General features: G+C 67.8%; 27 protein-coding genes and 1 pseudogene. 18 read left to right on the forward strand and 10 right to left on the reverse strand.

Annotated features, from left to right (window positions below):
- Positions 1–391 precede the first annotated feature (391 nt).
- Entirely contained in the window at positions 392–652 is a 261-nt protein-coding gene (locus HUN07_RS15060; RefSeq protein WP_147283540.1) for a DUF6480 family protein, read from the reverse strand.
- 162 nt (positions 653–814) lie between these two features.
- Between HUN07_RS15060 and HUN07_RS15065 the strand changes: the two genes are divergently transcribed.
- The 12 genes from HUN07_RS15065 (at position 815) to HUN07_RS15120 (ending at position 7,917) form a co-directional block, all read left to right on the forward strand.
- A complete protein-coding gene (locus HUN07_RS15065) occupies positions 815–1,573 on the forward strand; it encodes a hypothetical protein (RefSeq protein ID WP_174910635.1) in 759 nt (252 codons plus the stop codon).
- Between the two features lie 143 nt (positions 1,574–1,716).
- Positions 1,717–2,541 carry an SRPBCC family protein gene (locus HUN07_RS15070; RefSeq protein ID WP_368077015.1) on the forward strand — a complete coding sequence of 275 codons (825 nt, stop codon included), beginning with the start codon at positions 1,717–1,719 and terminating at the stop codon, positions 2,539–2,541.
- A 7-nt stretch (positions 2,542–2,548) separates the two neighbouring features.
- The gene (gene gvpJ, locus HUN07_RS15075) at positions 2,549–2,947 is read left to right on the forward strand and encodes a gas vesicle protein GvpJ (protein WP_114722803.1); all 399 of its coding nucleotides are present in this window, start codon (positions 2,549–2,551) and stop codon (positions 2,945–2,947) included.
- Positions 2,944–3,726, forward strand: coding sequence for a GvpL/GvpF family gas vesicle protein (locus tag HUN07_RS15080; RefSeq protein ID WP_114722802.1), 783 nt, complete (start codon positions 2,944–2,946; stop codon positions 3,724–3,726). The genes gvpJ (HUN07_RS15075) and HUN07_RS15080 overlap by 4 nt, the downstream gene beginning before the upstream one ends.
- A 1-nt stretch (position 3,727) precedes the next feature.
- Positions 3,728–3,988, forward strand: a complete 261-nt coding sequence (locus HUN07_RS15085) for a gas vesicle protein GvpG (RefSeq protein WP_114722801.1) — start codon at positions 3,728–3,730, stop codon at positions 3,986–3,988.
- A complete protein-coding gene (gene gvpO / locus HUN07_RS15090) occupies positions 3,985–4,284 on the forward strand; it encodes a gas vesicle protein GvpO (RefSeq protein ID WP_114722800.1) in 300 nt (99 codons plus the stop codon). The genes HUN07_RS15085 and gvpO overlap by 4 nt, the downstream gene beginning before the upstream one ends.
- A complete protein-coding gene (locus HUN07_RS15095) occupies positions 4,281–4,697 on the forward strand; it encodes a gas vesicle protein (RefSeq protein ID WP_174910639.1) in 417 nt (138 codons plus the stop codon). Before gvpO ends, HUN07_RS15095 begins: the two co-directional genes overlap by 4 nt.
- Positions 4,687–5,466, forward strand: coding sequence for a GvpL/GvpF family gas vesicle protein (locus tag HUN07_RS15100; RefSeq protein WP_174910642.1), 780 nt, complete (start codon positions 4,687–4,689; stop codon positions 5,464–5,466). The genes HUN07_RS15095 and HUN07_RS15100 overlap by 11 nt, the downstream gene beginning before the upstream one ends.
- Complete coding sequence (gvpJ, locus tag HUN07_RS15105; RefSeq protein ID WP_114722797.1) at positions 5,463–5,660, forward strand: gas vesicle protein GvpJ; 198 nt, start codon at positions 5,463–5,465, stop codon at positions 5,658–5,660. The genes HUN07_RS15100 and gvpJ (HUN07_RS15105) overlap by 4 nt, the downstream gene beginning before the upstream one ends.
- A gap of 62 nt (positions 5,661–5,722) precedes the next feature.
- Entirely contained in the window at positions 5,723–5,998 is a 276-nt protein-coding gene (locus HUN07_RS15110; protein ID WP_254623001.1) for a gas vesicle protein K, read from the forward strand.
- 702 nt (positions 5,999–6,700) lie between these two features.
- The gene (locus HUN07_RS15115) at positions 6,701–7,141 is read left to right on the forward strand and encodes an ATP-binding protein (protein ID WP_174910644.1); all 441 of its coding nucleotides are present in this window, start codon (positions 6,701–6,703) and stop codon (positions 7,139–7,141) included.
- Between the two features lie 47 nt (positions 7,142–7,188).
- Positions 7,189–7,917 (forward strand): SigB/SigF/SigG family RNA polymerase sigma factor, encoded by a 729-nt coding sequence (locus HUN07_RS15120; protein WP_174914750.1) that lies wholly within the window; start codon positions 7,189–7,191, stop codon positions 7,915–7,917.
- A 26-nt stretch (positions 7,918–7,943) separates the two neighbouring features.
- Here the strand turns inward: HUN07_RS15120 and HUN07_RS15125 are convergent, their stop codons facing one another.
- A complete protein-coding gene (locus HUN07_RS15125) occupies positions 7,944–8,210 on the reverse strand; it encodes a hypothetical protein (RefSeq protein ID WP_397484731.1) in 267 nt (88 codons plus the stop codon).
- A gap of 250 nt (positions 8,211–8,460) precedes the next feature.
- Between HUN07_RS15125 and HUN07_RS15130 the strand changes: the two genes are divergently transcribed.
- From HUN07_RS15130 to HUN07_RS27480, 6 genes and pseudogenes are all read left to right on the forward strand, one after another.
- Entirely contained in the window at positions 8,461–8,892 is a 432-nt protein-coding gene (locus HUN07_RS15130) for an STAS domain-containing protein (RefSeq protein ID WP_114722792.1), read from the forward strand.
- Between the two features lie 571 nt (positions 8,893–9,463).
- Positions 9,464–9,943, forward strand: coding sequence for a CinA family protein (locus HUN07_RS15135; RefSeq protein ID WP_174910647.1), 480 nt, complete (start codon positions 9,464–9,466; stop codon positions 9,941–9,943).
- Positions 9,944–10,138: 195 nt separating this feature from the next.
- Positions 10,139–10,360: pseudogene (locus HUN07_RS27025) on the forward strand (hypothetical protein); the annotation flags it as partial.
- Between the two features lie 12 nt (positions 10,361–10,372).
- The gene (gene mbp1, locus HUN07_RS15140; RefSeq protein WP_114722790.1) at positions 10,373–10,618 is read left to right on the forward strand and encodes a microaggregate-binding protein 1; all 246 of its coding nucleotides are present in this window, start codon (positions 10,373–10,375) and stop codon (positions 10,616–10,618) included.
- A 212-nt stretch (positions 10,619–10,830) separates the two neighbouring features.
- Positions 10,831–11,820: an FAD-binding oxidoreductase gene (locus HUN07_RS27475; RefSeq protein WP_368077016.1), complete on the forward strand. Its 990-nt coding sequence runs from the start codon at positions 10,831–10,833 to the stop codon at positions 11,818–11,820.
- Entirely contained in the window at positions 11,717–13,075 is a 1,359-nt protein-coding gene (locus HUN07_RS27480) for a (Fe-S)-binding protein (protein WP_368077017.1), read from the forward strand. The genes HUN07_RS27475 and HUN07_RS27480 overlap by 104 nt, the downstream gene beginning before the upstream one ends.
- 61 nt (positions 13,076–13,136) lie before the next feature.
- Here HUN07_RS27480 and hisI read toward each other — a convergent pair whose 3' ends face one another.
- The 8 genes from hisI to HUN07_RS15185 form a co-directional block, all read right to left on the reverse strand.
- A complete protein-coding gene (hisI, locus tag HUN07_RS15150; RefSeq protein WP_114722789.1) occupies positions 13,137–13,484 on the reverse strand; it encodes a phosphoribosyl-AMP cyclohydrolase in 348 nt (115 codons plus the stop codon).
- Entirely contained in the window at positions 13,481–14,254 is a 774-nt protein-coding gene (gene hisF / locus HUN07_RS15155) for an imidazole glycerol phosphate synthase subunit HisF (protein ID WP_114722788.1), read from the reverse strand. Before hisF ends, hisI begins: the two co-directional genes overlap by 4 nt.
- Positions 14,251–15,084 (reverse strand): inositol monophosphatase family protein, encoded by an 834-nt coding sequence (locus HUN07_RS15160; RefSeq protein ID WP_174910650.1) that lies wholly within the window; start codon positions 15,082–15,084, stop codon positions 14,251–14,253. The genes hisF and HUN07_RS15160 overlap by 4 nt, the downstream gene beginning before the upstream one ends.
- A 14-nt stretch (positions 15,085–15,098) precedes the next feature.
- Positions 15,099–15,833, reverse strand: coding sequence for a bifunctional 1-(5-phosphoribosyl)-5-((5-phosphoribosylamino)methylideneamino)imidazole-4-carboxamide isomerase/phosphoribosylanthranilate isomerase PriA (priA, locus tag HUN07_RS15165; protein WP_114722786.1), 735 nt, complete (start codon positions 15,831–15,833; stop codon positions 15,099–15,101).
- A 61-nt stretch (positions 15,834–15,894) separates the two neighbouring features.
- Positions 15,895–16,152: a hypothetical protein gene (locus tag HUN07_RS15170; protein WP_174910652.1), complete on the reverse strand. Its 258-nt coding sequence runs from the start codon at positions 16,150–16,152 to the stop codon at positions 15,895–15,897.
- Positions 16,149–16,784 carry an imidazole glycerol phosphate synthase subunit HisH gene (gene hisH, locus HUN07_RS15175; protein WP_114722784.1) on the reverse strand — a complete coding sequence of 212 codons (636 nt, stop codon included), beginning with the start codon at positions 16,782–16,784 and terminating at the stop codon, positions 16,149–16,151. The genes HUN07_RS15170 and hisH overlap by 4 nt, the downstream gene beginning before the upstream one ends.
- Positions 16,781–17,935 carry an MFS transporter gene (locus tag HUN07_RS15180; protein WP_174910655.1) on the reverse strand — a complete coding sequence of 385 codons (1,155 nt, stop codon included), beginning with the start codon at positions 17,933–17,935 and terminating at the stop codon, positions 16,781–16,783. The genes hisH and HUN07_RS15180 overlap by 4 nt, the downstream gene beginning before the upstream one ends.
- Positions 17,935–18,087 (reverse strand): hypothetical protein, encoded by a 153-nt coding sequence (locus HUN07_RS15185; protein ID WP_174910659.1) that lies wholly within the window; start codon positions 18,085–18,087, stop codon positions 17,935–17,937. The genes HUN07_RS15180 and HUN07_RS15185 overlap by 1 nt, the downstream gene beginning before the upstream one ends.
- Between the last annotated feature and the right edge of the window lie 4 nt (positions 18,088–18,091).

Consider the following 18,091-nt stretch of genomic DNA (forward strand, 5'->3'; position numbering starts at 1 on the left):
GCACCTGCAGGCGTGCGGCAAGGCGCGGCGCCGCCAGGAGTGACCGCCCGGGCTGGTGCCGGTCGCTCGGTCGATAGGGCGGGGCCGACCCTGGGAGGATCGCTTCCTCGCGGACCGGGACACAGACAGATGGCACGACCTGCGAGCGAACGACGTCGGCGAGCGCTTCCACGAATCTCGGCGACCAGTTCACCCCCCAAAAAAGAAGACCTGCGCACGTCACGCCGAGGCACAGGCCATGCGGGCGGTCGCGACCGAACTCGGCAATACTCCGGCGGTGGCCCGCGCGTCGTACGTCGACCCGTGGAGCTACTCGGTTCGTGCGAGGAACAGGCTGCATCCTGACGCGCTCGTACTCTTCCGACCCCGGGTCACGCCGCGTCGTCACGCGTCACCAGACGCCGGTGGCCATCAGGATCAGTGCGATCGCCACCGCAACGAAGACCACCACGATGAGAGCGACCACGATGATCGTGGCCGTGCCGGTCACCGGGAATCCGTGGCGCGTGTCGGGTTCGTGCTCCCACACCCCCGAGGTTCCGCCCGACGCGGGCGGCGTCGACCCAGCGGGCACACCTCCTCCGCCCGACTCCAGGTCCGGTGTGTTGCGGGGGTCGGGGTCGGGTCCGTCGGCTGCACGTGGATCGGTCATCTCGCCCTCCTGGTCGCTTCTCATGCGAGTACCCGCTGGGGCCGCAAGTCATTCGCCGCGACCCGGTACAGGTACGCGATTTCGCGATCCGTGTTTGCGCGGGTGCCGAAGCGGCTATCCGATCACGTGGAGCGTGTCGATCCGGGCCGGTGGGGTCCGGGCATGTCCCTCCCCTGTACGAAGGAACCGGTCATGAAAGGTGGCATGCGAGTCGCCCTCGGTGTCGCGGTCGGCTATTTCCTCGGCCGAACCCGCAAGATGAAGGTCGCGCTGATGCTCGCCGGCGCGGGAGCGACGGGGCGTCTGCCCAGTAATTCTCGCGAATTGGTTCGCGAGGGAATCAAACGGCTCGGCGACTCGGCGGAGGTCGGGAAACTCACCGAGAGCGTCCGCGGCGAACTCACGGATGCGGCGAAACGCGCGGCGGTTGCCGCCGCGAGCAACCGGATCGAGGCCCTCACCAATCGCATCGAGGGCGTCGAATCAGGCGTGGGCGAGGGCGTCGGCAAGGTGGGCGGGGACGTCCGCGACACCGTCGGCAAGGTCGGCGAGGGACTCCTCGGCGGCGAGGAAGCGCGCGGCGACGAGGAAGAGGAGCACGGAGAGCCGGACGAGAAGGACGAGAAGGACGAGAAGGACACCGAAGCATCCCAATCCGCGGCGTCGAAGTCCCGGTCCGAGCGACCGCCCGCCCCTCGGCAGCGCAGGAAGCGCACAGAGCCCGAGGACGACACGGGCAGCGACGACCAGGGCGAGGGGCGGGAGGACGCAGAGTCTCGTCGCCGATCCGCCGCCTCACGGACCTCGCCTTCGCGGCGCAGCACGCCGCGCACGCGTAAGGACTCCGAGCCCAAGTCGCGTACACGTGCACGGTCCACGACGTCCGCCGACGACGCACCCGTGCGACGTACCGGGAGGTGAGAGCTATGACTGCAACCAAAGAGGGGACTGACGAGCAGGGGCCCGCGGTCGGCGCGGAGCAACTCAAGTCGTCCCTGCAGCATCTCGTCGGCGCCGTCGCCCAGAAGGGGGTCAAGTCGCTGACCGATACCGTCTCTTCGACGGTGGGGAACCTCGACCAGTTCAGCGAGAGCGGTGGCAGTGGAGGTCTCGCGTCCGCCGTGACGGGGCTCGCCCAGGGAGAATCCCCCGCAAAAGTGGCGCTCAAGGCGGGCATGTCGTCCGTGACGGGGAAGATCAAGGATAAGGGACGCGACCTCAAGGAAGCCCTCACGGGAGGCGGCAAAGGAAAAGGCAAGGGCAAGAAGGACAAGATCACCAACATCGTCGAACAGATCGACATCGGAGCACCCGTCGACCTGGTGTACGACCAGTGGACGCAGTTCGCCGACTTCCCCCGGTTCATGAAGAAGCTCGAACAGGTGGAACAGATCTCCGACGAGAAGCTGAGATGGAAGGCTCAGGTCTTCTGGTCCCACCGGTCGTGGGAGTCCACCATCCTCGAACAGGTCCAGGACGAACGAATCGTCTGGCGCTCGAAAGGCGACAAGGGGTACCTGGACGGCGCGGTCACCTTCCACGAACTCACCCCCGACCTCACCAGGGTGCTGGTCGTGATCGAGTACCACCCGCAAGGCTTCTTCGAGAAGACCGGAAACATCTGGCGCGCCCAGGGACGCCGAATCCGATTGGAACTCAAACACTTCCGACGCCAGGTCATGATACAGACACTCCTTCATCCGGAGGAGATCGAGGGCTGGCACGGGGAGATCCACGACGGCGAGGTGGTACCGGAAGAGGACCTCGAGGAGGGCCCCGAAGACGACGTAGAGGAACCCGACGAGAGCGAGGACGAGGAGCCGGACGACGGCGAGGACGAGGAGCCGGACGACGGCGAGGAAGCGGAATCCGGGTCCCGGGAGGAGTGATCGGAAGATGACCATGGTTCAAGGAGGCGGTGGCGCGGGCGGCCCGAGTTCCCAGAGCCTCGCGGACGTCGTGGACACGATCCTCGACAAGGGCCTCGTAATCGACGCCTACGTTCGACTATCCCTCGTGGGCATCGAACTCGTCACCATCGATGCACGCGTCGTGGTCGCCAGTGTCGACACGTACCTACGGTTCGCGGAGGCAGTCAATCGTCTGGAGATCTCGGAGACCCAGCCGAAGGGCCTGCCAGACATGGTGCAGGACATGACCACGGGCGTGGCGGAAGGGAAGACGAAGGGTGCCATCGAGGCGGCCGGCGAGAAGGTACTCGACTTTCTCGGCGGTTCCCAGGACGAGCGCGAGCAGCAGCATCGCGGACACTCCGGCGGAGGCAAGGAGCGATGAACGAAGAACAATCCGCGCCGGAAGAACGGCGCCCGGTGGTGTACGTGTACGGCTTGGTGCCCGCGGACGTGGAAGTGAAAGAGGACGCCACCGGCATCGGCTCGCCACCCCGGCCACTGAAGATCGTGACGCACGACGACGTCGCCGCACTGGTCAGCGAGATCGATCCGAATTCACCGTTGGGCAGCTCCGACGATCTTCGAGCCCACGCGGCTGTACTCGACGCCACGGTCACGGCGGCACCGGTGCTGCCGTTGCGCTTCGGTGCGGTGCTCACCGATACCGATGCAGTGGTTTCCGAGCTTCTCGAACAGTATCGAGACGAGTTCCACGACGCGCTCGAGCAACTCGAGGGAATGGTTCAGTTCGTCGTCAAGGGCAGGTACGTCGAGGACGCGATCCTGCGGGAGATCTTGTCGGATGACCCCGAGGCCGGACGCCTGCGCGAGGCCATACGCGACCAGACGGAGGACGTGACCCGCGACGAGCGCCTCGCGCTCGGTGAGCTGATCAGCCGGGCGCTCACCGGCAAACGTGAGCAGGACACCCAACGCATCGTCGAGGCGGTCGAACCGGTCGCCGCGGCCGTGTCGGCGCGCGAGCCGACCGACGACGAGGAGGCCGGTTCCGTAGCCGTGCTGATCCCCGCGGACCGGACGGACGAGTTGGAAGAAGCGGTGGCTCCGCTGATCGACGAATGGCAGGGAAGGATCGACGTTACGGTGACCGGTCCGTTGGCCGCATACGACTTCGTGAAGACACGGGCACCGGGAACCTGACATGGGCCTCTTCTCAGCCATCTTCGGGCTCCCACTGGCCCCGGTCCGGGGCGTGGTGTGGATCGGGGAAGTCGTACGCCGTCAGGTCGAGGAGGAGACGACGAGCCCCGCCGCGATGCGCCGCGACCTCGAGGTGATCGAGGAGGGCCGGCGTTCGGGGCAGATGTCGGAGGACGAAGCCGCCCGTGCCGAGGACGAGATCCTTCACCGGGTCACGCGCCCCAGGGACGTCGACGCCCGTGGCGGGGGGAGTGAACGATGACCGGGCCGCGAGATCCGGACGACCACACCGACTTGACCGCACCGGAGGCGGCCGCCGAGGCCGCTCGGCAGATCGCCGCACTCACCGGTCGGACCCCGATCGGAGCGGTGTCCGTCGCGCCGAGCGACGAAGGGTGGTCCGTCGAGGTGGAGGTCGTCGAGGATCGCCGTATCCCGTCGTCCTCCGACGTCCTGGCCATCTACGTCGTCGTCCTCGACATGGACGGAATGCTGCTGTCCTACCGGAGGAGCCGGCAGTACACGCGCGGTCGCTCCGAGAAGGGTGCTCAACAGTGACGAGGTCGAGCGGCGGATCGAACTACCCGCAGCAGTACAGCCAGGGTCTCGGCGGCGCGGGCCACGAGCCGGCCAACCTCGGCGACATCCTCGAACGGGTCCTGGACAAGGGCATCGTGATCGCCGGCGATATTCGGGTCAATCTCCTCGACATCGAACTGCTGACCATCAAGCTGCGCCTGGTGATCGCGTCGCTCGAAACTGCGCGCGAGGTCGGAATCGACTGGTGGGAACACGATCCGTGGCTGTCGGGAGGCAATCGCGACCTGGAACTCGAGAACGAGCGTCTGCGCTCGCGCATCGCGGCTCTCGAGTCCGGCGAGGGGCGGATCGCGGATGTGACGACCGGCCCGCAACAGGCGGTGGAACCGGCCGAATCCCCCGCCGAGGAGGAGCACGACGATGACCCCTGACGACGGCGTGTGGGTATACGCGGTGACCACGGAGGGGCCGTTTCCCGGCGGAATCTCCGGCATCCGCGGCGTGGCCGGCGAGGAACTGCGCACGGTCACCGAGTCGGGCTTCGCGGCTGTCGTCGGCACAGTGCGACTCGACACGTTCGGCGAGGAGGCGCTGCGCCGCAATCTGGAAGACCTCGACTGGCTTGCCGAGACGGCACGTCGTCACGATGCGGTCGTCGCCGCGATCTGCGCCGGTGGCGCCACCGTGCCGCTGCGCCTGGCGACGGTGTACTTCGACGACGACCGGGTGCGAACGATGTTGCGCGACAACGCCCAGCAGCTCGGTGAGGCATTGGAGCAGATCACCGATCGCTCCGAATGGGGCGTGCGGTCCTATCTCGATCGCGCCCGCACCGAACCGCGGGACGCACGTGAGAAGACCGGCAGACCTTCCGGGACGGCGTATCTGATGCAGCGGCGCGCGCAGGCGGCCGCCCGGGAGGAAGCCGAATCCGCCGCCGGCCGGCGCGCGGACGAGATCTTCGCCGAGCTGTCGCGGTGGGCGGTGGCCGGCGCCCGACAGCCACCCTCTCCCCCGGATCTGTCCTCGCGCCGCTCCCAGGAAATCCTCAATGCATCGTTCCTGGTCGACAACGAGCACCACCGCGAGTTCGTCACTGCCGTCGAGCAACTCGACACTCGGTTCGACGACGTGGAACTGGTGCTCACCGGTCCCTGGCCGCCGTACTCCTTCACCTCCGTGGAGGCGAGCGCCCGATGAGCACCGCCCCGGACCGTCGGATAGCGCTGGTCGATCTCCTGGACCGCGTCCTCGGCGGAGGCGTCGTGGTCGCGGGCGAGATCACCCTCTCGATCGCCGACGTCGACATGGTGCACATCTCGCTCCGCACGCTCGTGTCGTCGGTCAGTGCGCTGACGCCGCCGCCCGCCGGGACGCCGGAGAGCCGACGGTGAACGCATCGCCCGATGGTCCGGATTCGAGCGAGGCCGCCACGTCGCGTCCTCGCCAGCCGTCGATCCGCCAGCGGATCGACGCCGACCCCGAGTCGGTCGAGCGCGGGCTCGTCGCTCTGGTCCTCACGCTCGTCGAACTGCTGCGGCAACTCATGGAACGGCAGGCGCTGCGCCGGGTGGACGCCGGCGATCTCTCCGACGACCAGATCGAACGCATCGGCACCACTCTGATGATGCTCGAGGAGAAGATGGAGGAGCTGCGTGAGCATTTCGGCCTCGAACCGGAGGATCTCAACATCGATCTGGGCCCTCTTGGTCCGCTACTGGCAGACGACTGATCTGCCGCAGAGTTTCCCGACGTCACCGTCCTGCGGTTGCCGCGGAAGTGGCGTTCTGCGACGGCGACACGGTGTGGCAGCCCGGGGCTCTCGCCATCCGCCGCGGACGTCCTCGATCGGTACCCAGGACTGGACACGGTCACCGGCCGGCGCCTCGTGGAGCCGACACTCGCGGAGGACCCACTGACACCGGAACTGCGCAGTTCTCCTGTTGTCGGCCCCGAGTCGATGCCCGGCCCGCCGCTCCTGGGCATCATGCCGGGCCTGACGATGATGGCCGCCGTGCCATTCCTGGAGGTCGGTCGGTTGCTGGCGCGAGGACGTCACCCTCCACCACCGGCCCCTCGACGGCGCGGATAAGTCCCGTGGGGTGGGAATCGGTGAGATGTCCCGCATTTGCCTATCCGTAGAGTTTGAGATCCCGGTCGAACGATGGAGGCCGTACGGTGGTCCGGCCGTCGTACTGGGTGATCAGCACGCGCCCTGCCGGGATTCGCGCGCGCGTCGGTGCGGCCTCGCCGCGCATCCGTGTCTGGACACGGTCGAGCCGCATGACGTGTGCAGTGCCGTGGATTCCCTGTGTGACTCCTCCCTGGATTTCTTCCAGTGCCCCGGAGTTTGGAATCGACGCACCGCGGGAATCCTCCGATCGAAGCCGCCTACCGGATCCACCTGTCACGCCCAGTTTCGAAGCGAGGCGTCATGAGCGAAGCGTGTCTCTCCACGAGACGAAGCGAGGACTCCGCGCCTGTCATCGAGTTACGCACCGCGGCCGACGCCTACCAACTGGCCGCGATTCGGCGCGTATCCACGTCGTTGGCAGCGCAATGCGACATGACACTCGACCAACTCGCCGATCTGCGGCTTGCTGTCGACGAGGCCTGCAGCATCCTGCTGCGAATCGCACTTCCCGACAGCGTCATCGTCTGCACGTTTCGCGTGAGTGCCGATTCGTTCGACTTCGCCGGTTGCGTCCCCACCACCGGCGCTGAACTGGAAGGGCAGTACGAGCAGACGTTCGGTTGGCATGTCCTTCGTACGCTCACCAACGAACTGGCTCTCGATCGGCATCCCGGCACTGGAGACGGCCGGTCCCCCACCATCACCATCTCGTTCGCGATGCGGTGCGGGGAGAGCGTGTGACACCCCGAACAACCGATCGGCCGGACGAGTACGACGACGTGAAGCCGATGTTCATGTTGTTGGAATCGCTGGGCGAATCGGACCCAGCACGCGCAGAACTGCGGCAGAGGATCATTACGCGCTGCCTTCCGCTTGCCGAGCACATCGCCCGGCGTTTCGACCGACGGGGTGAGCCCCTCGAGGACCTGGTGCAGGTCGCCAGCATCGGCCTCGTCAACGCCGTGGACCGCTACGACGTCACTCGTGGCTCGGACTTCCTCGCCTTTGCAGTGCCCACGATCATGGGGGAGGTCCGACGTCACTTCCGTGACACCGGCTGGGCCGTGCGGGTGCCCCGGCGACTGAAGGAGCTTCATCTCGACCTGATCAAGGTGTCGTCGAGTCTGTCCCAGCGGCTAGGGCGCTCGCCGACGACCCGCGAGATGGCCGAAGAACTCGGGATCGGGATCGACGATGTCGCTCAGGGCCTGCAGGCCGCCAACGGTTATCAAGCCCTTTCTGTCGACGGGACCGCTGGTGGCAGTCTCAAATCAGGATCGACGCTGGCTGATCTGTTGGGCGACACCGATTCGTACCTCGCCGCGGTCGAGGATCACGAAACGCTGCGGGTCATCCTCGAAGGGTTACCGGACCGGGAACGCACGGTGCTGTTGCTCCGGTTCTTCGGCGATCAGACGCAGTCGCAGATCGCGGCCCGCGTGGGTGTCTCCCAGATGCACGTCTCCAGGATCCTCTCCGATACGCTGGCCAGACTACGTGCACAGGTGGAGCTATAGTGCCGTCAGTCAGATAGTGCCGTCAGTCAGCCACCGGACAGTCTGCTGGCCAGCAACTCCTTGCTCTGCTCGGCACCTTTCCTGCTCTCACTCTGGGCGCGGCGGAAGAACTCCGCCAGTTCTCCGTCACCGTCGCGTTCGGCATCGGCGATGTAGTTCTCGAGCCGGAGGGCGTTGTTCATGCAGGTCTCGGCGAACCAGATCAGATCGTAGGTCTTGTCGACGGTCCCGGTGACGCCTCCGGTCTCCGATGAATGCGACATCTGCTCGTCTCCTCGTTCGATGTTCCTCATGGCACGGCGTACCCACTTCACGACGCCGGAAACCTGATGCCGGCAGTCCCGACGCGATGCGCCAGGCTGTACACGAGGACGAGTCGGTGTTAGAAACAAGAGAGGTTGAACACCCAGCCTGTCCAGCAACGGTGACGGACATTTCTGGCCGTCATGGAACGGACGTCTCGACCGAGTTCCACACGAGGCGCCATCCAACACGTTTGCACCGGATGGAGGCAACGACGTGTCTGATCTTCCAACTTCGGCAATGGTCATCCTTCGCGCATCGGCAAGGAGATACGAGACCGCTTCGGATAGCGTCACGGCATCGGATCCGACGGCCCTGCTGGTCGAACTCTTGGTCGACTTGGACCTCAGCACGGTAGACCGCTTCCGGCGGTCGTTCAAATCTTTGCTTCACGAAGCGTCAGGAGCCAGACCGGCGATCGGCGATCTGATCGTGCTCGACCTCTCCCGGGTCGACTTCATCGGAGTCGACGGCGCTTCGGCTCTGGTCGACGCGAAGGAGTTGGCCGCCGGATACGGTCTCGAGCTCGCGCTCGTCACTGCGACGCGGGGCGTCGAGCATGCTCTCGCTGCAACCGGGGTGAGCCAGATCTTCACGTGTCACGGGACTGTCGCGTCGGCCCTGGCGTTCGGGTCGAGCCATCTCGGCGCGCTGACCGACTTGGCGTACTGATCGCGCGGGTGGATGGAGACATCCAGATGCAAGACGACACCGTTCGCCCCACTGCGTGAGCGTTTCGCGGACATCCCGGATCGTGCCCAGAGCAGCGGACACCGCCTGCCGGTATGACGCTGATGGCACTGGCGCTTTCCGGCCGGACCCACCAAGAGGCGAGCGTCGAACTCAAAGTCGTTAGTCGGCAGCTTCTGGACAAGACCGTGCCCGTCAGGGTGGTTGAGTGCGACGGCCACAAGTACAACCAATACTGTTACACGACAAGCACTTCCAGATACCCCGGCAGAAGCGGTGGTACGACGGGAACACTCCGGGACCACCCGAGAAGCCGCGGAGTGACTGGGGCTCGTCGTCGAGTCGTGCACCTGCGCCCGACCGGGGACGCCGTCGGTGGCGCAGACCAGGGAGATCAGCGCGGACGACGGGACCTTCCGTATTGGCTGCTTGTTAGCCCGCCAAGGAGGCTCCGTCGAATCTCGAGAGTCGGCGTCGGCGTCGGCGAGAACATCATGGGACCTTGTTCGCAGGGACGCCCACTACCGTCCCAGCAAGGAGGTATAACCGAGCAATGGCGATCCCTCATAACGACGGCGGCGCGCTGGCAGATGAAGTCTCCGACCTCGCACAGAAGGCCGGGCGAACGGTCGGCACTGGCGAATCTCTGACCGGGGGACACATTTCGTGCCTCCTCGCCGCCGCTCCAAGCTCGTCCGCCTGGTTCCGCGGCACCATCGTCGCCTACTCGAGTGCCGTCAAGCACGATCTGCTCGAGGTGCCGACTGGACCGGTCGTCTCGGAACGCGCGGCACGCAGCATGGCGGTGGCTACCGCAAAGCTCCTGAACGCCGACACCGTGGTCGCGGTGACGGGCGCCGCCGGCCCCGACGGGCAGGACGGCCAGGAACCCGGGACTGTGTGGTTCGGGCTCTTCGACCGCGGATCCGTCAGCGCACTGCAGAAATCCTTCACGGGCAATCCGACCGACGTCGTCGAGTTGACCGCTCACCACGCACTCGAATTGCTCGTGAACTGCCTTCGTGCCGGATGAGGATTATTGGAGCGCCCGCCTCCATCAGTGCCGACCCCCGCGGGTCGCCGTCGGTGAGGAGCGGGAGGATGTCCTCGCCCCAGCGATTCACGCTGGATTGACCCATCCTGAACTGGATCGGCTCGACACTGTGCCGCCACGTCGCGCCTGCTGCACCAGCTTCGCACCCGGTGCCCCGTGGGCCTCCAGGTCGCGCTGGGCCTCACCCTGGTCGCTGCCGGCTACGGCTTCGCAGGCTGGGCATGGATCGCCGGAATCATTTGTGGTGGCGCTCTGCTGGTGGGGACGGCACTCGTGCTCGCTGAGCATCGACGCGTCAAGCGACTGGACAACGCCTCACTCACCAATCAAGGGCCACTGATCGATGTTTGCCCGCGGACCCGACCGGGTAAATGCTGGGCGAATCGTATCCGTTGAAAGGAGATCGTCATGTCGGACAAGGAAAAGTCGGGTCCTGCAGAGGCAGTCAAAGGCACTGTCGAGGGCGTGAAAGGCAAGGCCAAGGAAGCCGCCGGCGCCGTGACGGGTCAGGACGACCTTGTGCGGGAAGGAAAAGCGCAGCAGGACAAGGCCGCCGCCCAACGGGAAGCGGCCGAAAAGGAAGCTGAGGCGGAGAAGGCGCGCGGAAAGGCTGCGGCTCAGGAGGCACACCAGCGCACCGAACAGGATAAGTAGCGCGATGACGTCGGACGTGACATCGCGCGGAACGGGTGAGCCGATCCGTCCGCGCAAGCCGACCCCCGCAGGTTCTGGCGTCTGTCCGGCGTCTATCCGTCACAGTCCGATACCCACCTTCTCGCACGCACGTTGCTCGCAGAAGCGATCGAACCCGGTACCCGCGTTCTCGATATCGGCGCGGGCTCCGGGTATCTCTCGGTTGCGACGACGTGCGGGCCCGCTACCCCGACATTCCGCGCCGGGTGTCGGGGTACAACCTCGATTCACTGTTGCCGGAGAACAGATTCCACGTGGCGAAGGCACTCGTGGGCAGCGAGAGCACGCTGGTGACAGTGGTCCGCGTCGAGCTGCAACTGGTCCGGCGGCCACCGGCGAACGCGCTCGTCGTGCTCGGCTTCGACGACATCACGGTGGCAGCGGATGCGGTCCCCGCCGTCCTCCGCCACCAGCCGTCCGCGCTCGAGGGCATCGACCACCGTCTCGTCCAACTCGAGCACGGCCGGCACCTGGCCGAGAAGGCGTTGCGCGAGTTACCGGACGGGAACTCGTGGCTGCTGATCCAGGTGGACGGCGACACCCAGGACGAGGCGGACGGGAAGGCGCGCGACCTCGTCGAGGACGCCGTGCGGAACCTGACCGACCGCACCAGGATCCTCGACGACCCCGCCCACAAGAAGCAGGTGTGGGAGGCGCGGGAGGCCGGGTTGGGCGCCACCGCGTACCCGCCGCACGAACCCGAGACCCACGAGGGCTGGGAGGACGCCGCGGTCCCGCCCGACCGACTCGGCGACTACCTCCGCGACTTCCGCGACCTCCTGGATCGGTACGACTACGGAACCGCTTCGCTGTATGGGCATTTCGGCCAGGGGTGCGTGCACACCCGGATCCCGTTCGACCTCCGCACCGCCGACGGGGTGGACCGCTACCGCCGGTTCGCCGAGGAAAGCGCCCGCCTGGTGGTCCGCTACGGCGGCTCGCTCTCCGGCGAACACGGTGACGGCCAGTCCCGCGGCGAACTCCTGCCGATCATGTTCGGCGAGCGACTCGTTCGCGCCTTCGGCGAGATGAAGGCCCCTGTTCGATCCGGGCAATCGGATGAACCCGGGCAAGGTCGTTCATCCCGATGCGCTCGACGCACACCTGCGGCAGGGCTCGGCCTACCGACCGTGGGAACCGGCGACGCGGTTCACCTACGGTGAGGACGACCACCGCTTCAGCCGGGCCGCGGCGCGGTGCGTCGGTGTCGGTAAGTGCCGGGGCCACGAATCCGGCGTGATGTGCCCCAGCTACCGGGCCACCGGCGAGGAGGAGCACTCCACCCGCGGCCGGGCACGGCTTCTGTTCGAGATGGTCGAGGGGGACGTCATCACCGACGGCTGGCGCTCGGCCACGGTCCGCGACGCCCTGGATCTGTGCCTGGCCTGCAAGGGATGCAAACGGGACTGCCCCGTCAGCGTCGACATGGCCACCTACAAGGCCGAGTTCCTCTACCACCACTACCGGAACCGGCCGCGTCCGCTGTCCCACTACTCGATGGGATGGCTGCCGCTGTGGTCCCGTGCGGCCGCCGCGGCGCCGCGCGCGGTGAATGCGCTCGCCCACGCGCCGGGCCTCTCCCGGGTCGCCGCCCGCGCCGCCGGTGTCGACCCCCGGCGCCCCCTCCCCTCGTTCGCGCCGTCCCGCTTCACCGAGGCATATCGTCCCGAACCCACCGGTGGCTGCCGCGGGCGAGTCGTGCTGTGGCCCGACACCTTCGACAACAACTTCGACCCGCACATCGCGCATGCCGCCGCCGCGGTGCTGCACGCCGCGGGATTCGATGTCGAGGTCCCCGACCGGACGGTGTGCTGCGGCTTGACCTGGATATCGACCGGTCAGCTCGGCGTCGCCGTTCGGGTCCTGCACCGCACCCTCGACGTGCTCGGCCCGCATTTACGGGTCGGTACCCCGGTCGTCGTGCTCGAACCGAGCTGCGCGGCCGTGTTCCGCTCGGACCTCACCGACCTGCTGCCGGGCGACGAGGACGCCCGCCGGCTCGCGCAGCAGACGCACACGCTCGGCGAAGTGCTGGCCCGGCATGCGCCCGACTGGCGGCCACCGCAGCTGCCCCGCGCAGCGCTCGTCCAACAGCACTGCCACCAGCACGCCGTGCTCGGCTACACCCATGACCGCGACGCGCTGGTCACCGCCGGCGTGGACGTCGAGGTCCTCGACGCGGGCTGCTGCGGGCTGGCCGGCAACTTCGGGTTCGAGGCCGGGCACTACGACGTCTCCGTCGCGTGCGCGGAGGACAAACTGATGCCCGCGGTCCGGCAGGCCGACCCGGGCACGCTGGTCGTCGCCGACGGTTTCAGCTGTCGCACCCAGATCCGGGATCTCGAACCCGGAGCGCGCCCCCTGCACAGTGCGGAAGTGCTCGCGGCCGCGCTGCGCGGCGGTAACGGGCTACCGTGACGCCGCAGACGGATCGATGCGCCGGCCGGAACGTCCCGACGGTGAGAGCCCCGTCGGGCGGTCAGGCCTCGGCAGCGAGAAGCACGTCGGTGTCGAAGCAGGTGTGCGTGCCGGTGTGGCACGCCGCGCCCTCCTGATCGACGATCAGCAGCACGGAGTCGCCGTCGCAGTCCAGGCGTACCTCGTGCACGTACTGCGTGTGGCCGGACGTCTCGCCCTTGACCCAGTACTGCTGGCGCGACCGCGAGTAGTAGGTGCCCTTGCGGGTCTCCAGGGTGCGCGCGAGGGCCTCGTCGTCCATCCACGCGACCATCAGGACGTCGCCGGTCGACTTCTCCTGGGCGACAGCACTGAACAGGCCGGCCTCGTTGCGCTTGAGGCGGGCGGCGATCGACGGATCGAGACTCATCGGACGGTGATCCCTTCTGCACGCATGGACGCCTTGACGTCCCCGATCGTCATGTCTCCGAAGTGGAACACGCTGGCCGCGAGGACCGCGTCGGCGCCGGCCTCGACGGCGGGCGCGAAGTGTTCGACGGCGCCCGCGCCACCGCTGGCGATCACCGGCACGTGTACCGCCGCGCGGACGGCGCGGATCATCTTCAGGTCGAAGCCGGCCTTGGTGCCGTCGGCGTCCATCGAGTTGAGCAGGATCTCCCCCACGCCCAGCTCGGCGCCGCGGATCGCCCACTCGACGGCGTCGATGCCGGTGCCGCGCTTGCCGCCGTGAGTGGTGACCTCCCAGCCCGACGGCGTCGGCTCCTGCCCCACCGGGACCGTACGGGCGTCGACCGACAGCACGATGCACTGCGAGCCGAACCGCTCCGACATCTCCCGCAGCACCTCCGGGCGGGCGATCGCGGCGGTGTTGACGCTGACCTTGTCGGCGCCGGCGCGCAGCAGGCGGTCGACGTCCTCGACGGTGCGCACGCCGCCACCGACGGTGAGCGGGATGAACACCTGCTCGGCAGTGCGAGTGACGACGTCGAGCATGGTGCCCCGGTCGCCGCTGGACGCGGTGACGTCGAGGAACGTCAACTCGTCGGCGCCCTGCGCGTCGTAGGTCGCCGCGAGCTCGACGGGATCGCCTGCGTCACGCAGGTTCTCGAAGTTCACGCCCTTCACGACACGGCCCGCGTCGACATCGAGGCAGGGAATCACTCGAACAGCCAAAGTCATTGTTGTGGGCCTCCTTCAGGCCGATTCTCCGGGTCGCCCAGAGAGTGGAGAATATCGAGCAGTTCGCCGTGCACACCGGGCGCGGCGGCAAGCACCGATCGCGATCCGACGTGCCAGTCGTCGCCGCGCAGATCCGTCACGACGCCACCGGCCGCCCGCACCAGCGCGACGCCGGCCGCGTTGTCCCACACGTGGTGCCCGAACACGACCGCGCCGCCGAGAATTCCGGCAGCGGTGTAGGCGAGGTCGGCGCCCGTCGATCCGTGCATCCGGAGCCGCGACGACGCGCGGCTGAGCTGACCGAGCAGTTCGAACCGATACGTCCCCGGGATCCGGCCGCGGCTGTCGATGTTGAACGCACCGAATCCGATCATCGCGTCGGACAGGGCACTGCGTTCGAGCGGCGGCAGCGCGAGCCCGTTGTGGGTGACCGGGCCGCCCACGGCGGCAGCGAACCGTTCCCCGGTCAGCGGCAGCCACGTCAGCCCCAGAACGGGTACGCCGTCGCGCAGCAGCGCGAGCAGCATGCCCGCCGTCGGGAGGCCGGCCGAGTAGTTGAACGTGCCGTCGATCGGATCGAGAATCCAGACGTCGCCGTCGGTGAGTTCCGGCCCGCCGAACTCCTCACCGTGGACCTCGATGCCGGTGCGGCGCTCGAGCTCCGCGGACACCGACTTCTCCAGCTCGAGATCGACTGCAGTCGCAAAGTCCTTGGGGCCCTTACGCACCGCGCTCGGGGCACCCAGACCCGCGACGAACCGGTCCCGGGCCCCGTCGAGGACATCGCTCGCGATGGCGAGCAGCTCGAGCGGATCCCGGGACAGGCTCATAGCGTCAAAAGCTCCTACCGCGAAACCGCGGCGAGGGCCTCGGGAAGCGTGAATCGTCCTGCGTAGAGCGCCTTTCCGACGATCGAGCCCTCGACACCCTCGCCGACCAGACCGGCGATGGCCTCGAGATCGGCGATCGTGGAGACACCACCCGACGCGACGACCGGCGCGTCGGTGGCCGCGCAGACCTGGCTCAGCAGCTCGAGGTTCGGGCCCGTGAGGGTTCCGTCCTTGCTCACGTCGGTGACGACGTAGCGCGAGCAACCGTCGCGGTTGAGGCGCTCGAGGACCTCCCACAGGTCGCCGCCGTCGGACACCCAGCCACGGCCGCGGAGGCGGTAGTCGCCGTCGATCAGCTTGACGTCGAGGCCGACGGCGATGCGCTCACCGTGCTTGGCGATGGCACGGGCGCACCAGTCCGGGTTCTCCACGGCAGCGGTGCCGAGGTTGACGCGGGCGCAGCCGGTCGCGAGAGCGGCCTCGAGGGTGTCGTCGTCACGGATACCACCGGACAGCTCGACCTTGACGTCGAGCTCGCCGACCACGGCGGCGAGCAGCTCACGGTTGGAGCCGCGACCGAAAGCGGCATCGAGATCGACCAGATGCACCCACTCGGCACCGTCGTTCTGCCACGCGAGGGCGGCGTCGCGGGGCGCACCATAACTGGTCTCGCTCCCCGCCTCTCCCTGAACGAGGCGAACAGCTTCACCGTTGGCGACATCTACAGCAGGCAAAAGGACCAGGCTCACCGCGCCCACTCTAGTGCCTGGCTCCGCTGCGACCGAAAGCACGGTCGGCACTGTCGCGGCGTCACGATCGACGGTCGGTGCCGTCGGCCTCCGGCCCGACCGATCGACGGACCAATCGTTTGGAAACCACGCCCATCGCCGTGATCGCGGCGGCGACCCCGACGAGTGCGATGACGAGCCCTCCGACCGGCCCCGGCCGCAGCGCCACGATCACTACCGTGACGACGACCAGCACGGTCGTCGCCGCGCCCATCGCTGCGAGCGCGAGCCGCGCGATGGACAGCTCCGCGCCCGAGTCCTCACCCGGGGAGCGGGTCACAGGGCGCGGACCCAGTTCTCCAGCAGCTGTGCGCCGGCGTCGCCGGACTTCTCGGGGTGGAACTGGGTGGCCGACAGCGCGCCGTTCTCGACAGCCGCGAGGAACCGGTCGCCGTGCTCGGCCCACGTCAGCTTGGGCGGGGCGATGATGTCCGACGGCGGCAGCTCCCACGTGCGCACGCCGTACGAGTGGACGAAGTAGAAGCGGGTGTCCGGGTCCATGCCGGCGAACAGAGTGCTGTCCTCGGGGGCGTCGACGGTGTTCCAGCCCATGTGCGGCAGGACGTCGGCCTCGAGCCGCTCGACGGTGCCCGGCCATTCGCCGCAGCCCTCCGCCTCGACGCCGAACTCGACGCCGCGTTCGAACAGGATCTGCATGCCGACGCAGATACCCAGAACCGGCCGGCCGCCCGCGAGCCGCTGACCGATGATTCGGTCGCCGCGGACACCGAGAAGGCCCTCCATGCACGCCGCGAAGGCGCCGACACCGGGCACCACCAGACCGTCCGCCGCGAGGGCGATCTTGGGGTCCGATGTCACCTCGATCTCCGCGCCGGTCCGCGCGAGGGCGCGCTGGGCCGAATGCAGATTTCCGGAGCCGTAATCGAGAAGAGCAACCTTGCGTGCGGTCATGTGCCAACTCTATCGGCCCGCAGGGCGGCGATCGTAGCCACGGGGACGACGGCGGCGACCGCCACCGCGGCGACCACGAACACCGGCGGATAGCCCGCTGCCGTCGCCACCGCACCCAGCGCCAGCGCACCGACACCGGTACCGCCGTCGTAGGCGATGTTCCAGGAGGCACTGGCCGCCGCGACCCGGTCCCGGCCCGCCGACGCGAGCAGCACCAGCAGCGACTCGTTCTGCACCGCACCGAAGCCCAGCCCGAAGATCATCGCCCCGACCACCAATCCGATGTCGCCGACGTGCCCGGCGACCGCGAACGCCAACAGGGAGGTGCCCACCGCCGCGGTCAGCAGCGCCGGCACGGTGGTCCGACCCGCACCGATCCGGTCCGCGATCACACCGGCGCCGTAGCGGCCGAGCAGCATCGCACCGGCCGAGGCCGACAGCGCGAAACCGGCCACGGCAGCGCGATTCTCGGTGGCTATCGGAAGCAGCGAGGACACCCCGCCATACGTGGCCGCCACCACCAGCATCGACAGGCAGGGCACCAGCAGCACCTTCAGCGGCGGTCCCTTGCGCCCGGCCGGCATCCCGGGATTCGGGACGACCGGGAGCCGTGAGATCGACACCAGGGACAGCAACGGGATGATCGTGCCGAGCAGGTACACCGCGGCATGATGCCCCGCCTGGTAGAGGCCGAGTCCCAGTGGCAGCACCAGCATCTGGGATGCCGCCACCGCCACTCCGTTGGCGCCGGTCACCCGCCCCAACAGGTTGGGCGGCGCCAACTCGGCCAGCAACCCGATGCCCGCGACCGTCACCAGTCCGAAACCGATGCCCCGGATCGCCGAGATCGCCAGCGCCGGCGCGGTCGCGGTGCTGAGGAGGAAGCCCAGCGACGGCAGTCCCAGCAGTACGCAGCCCACGGCTAGCACGGCACGGTATCCCCGGTTGCGCAGCAGAGCCGGCACACGCAGTTGCGTCACGACTGTGGTGGCCATGAACACCGCCGTCGACGCTCCGGCCGCGGTGCTCGAACCACCCGCGTCGGCGATCGCCAACGGGACCACCGGCAACAGCAATGTCCAACCACCGAAGGTGGTGGCGCCCATGAGGAGAGCTACGAGGACCCCGCGAGTGCGCAGGAGTTCGCGCATCAGATCAGCCGCAGGATCCCCGACGCCGCCGCGAGCACCGCTAGGGCAACCAGGACACCCGACGCCAACTTGTTCACCTTCCACATCGCGTATGCGCCGCCGATGGCGAAGCCCGCTGCGAGGAACAGAATGTAGATGAAGACAGTGCTCATGGTT

The sequence above is a fragment of the Rhodococcus sp. W8901 genome (assembly GCF_013348805.1).
Taxonomy (GTDB): Bacteria; Actinomycetota; Actinomycetes; order Mycobacteriales; family Mycobacteriaceae; genus Prescottella.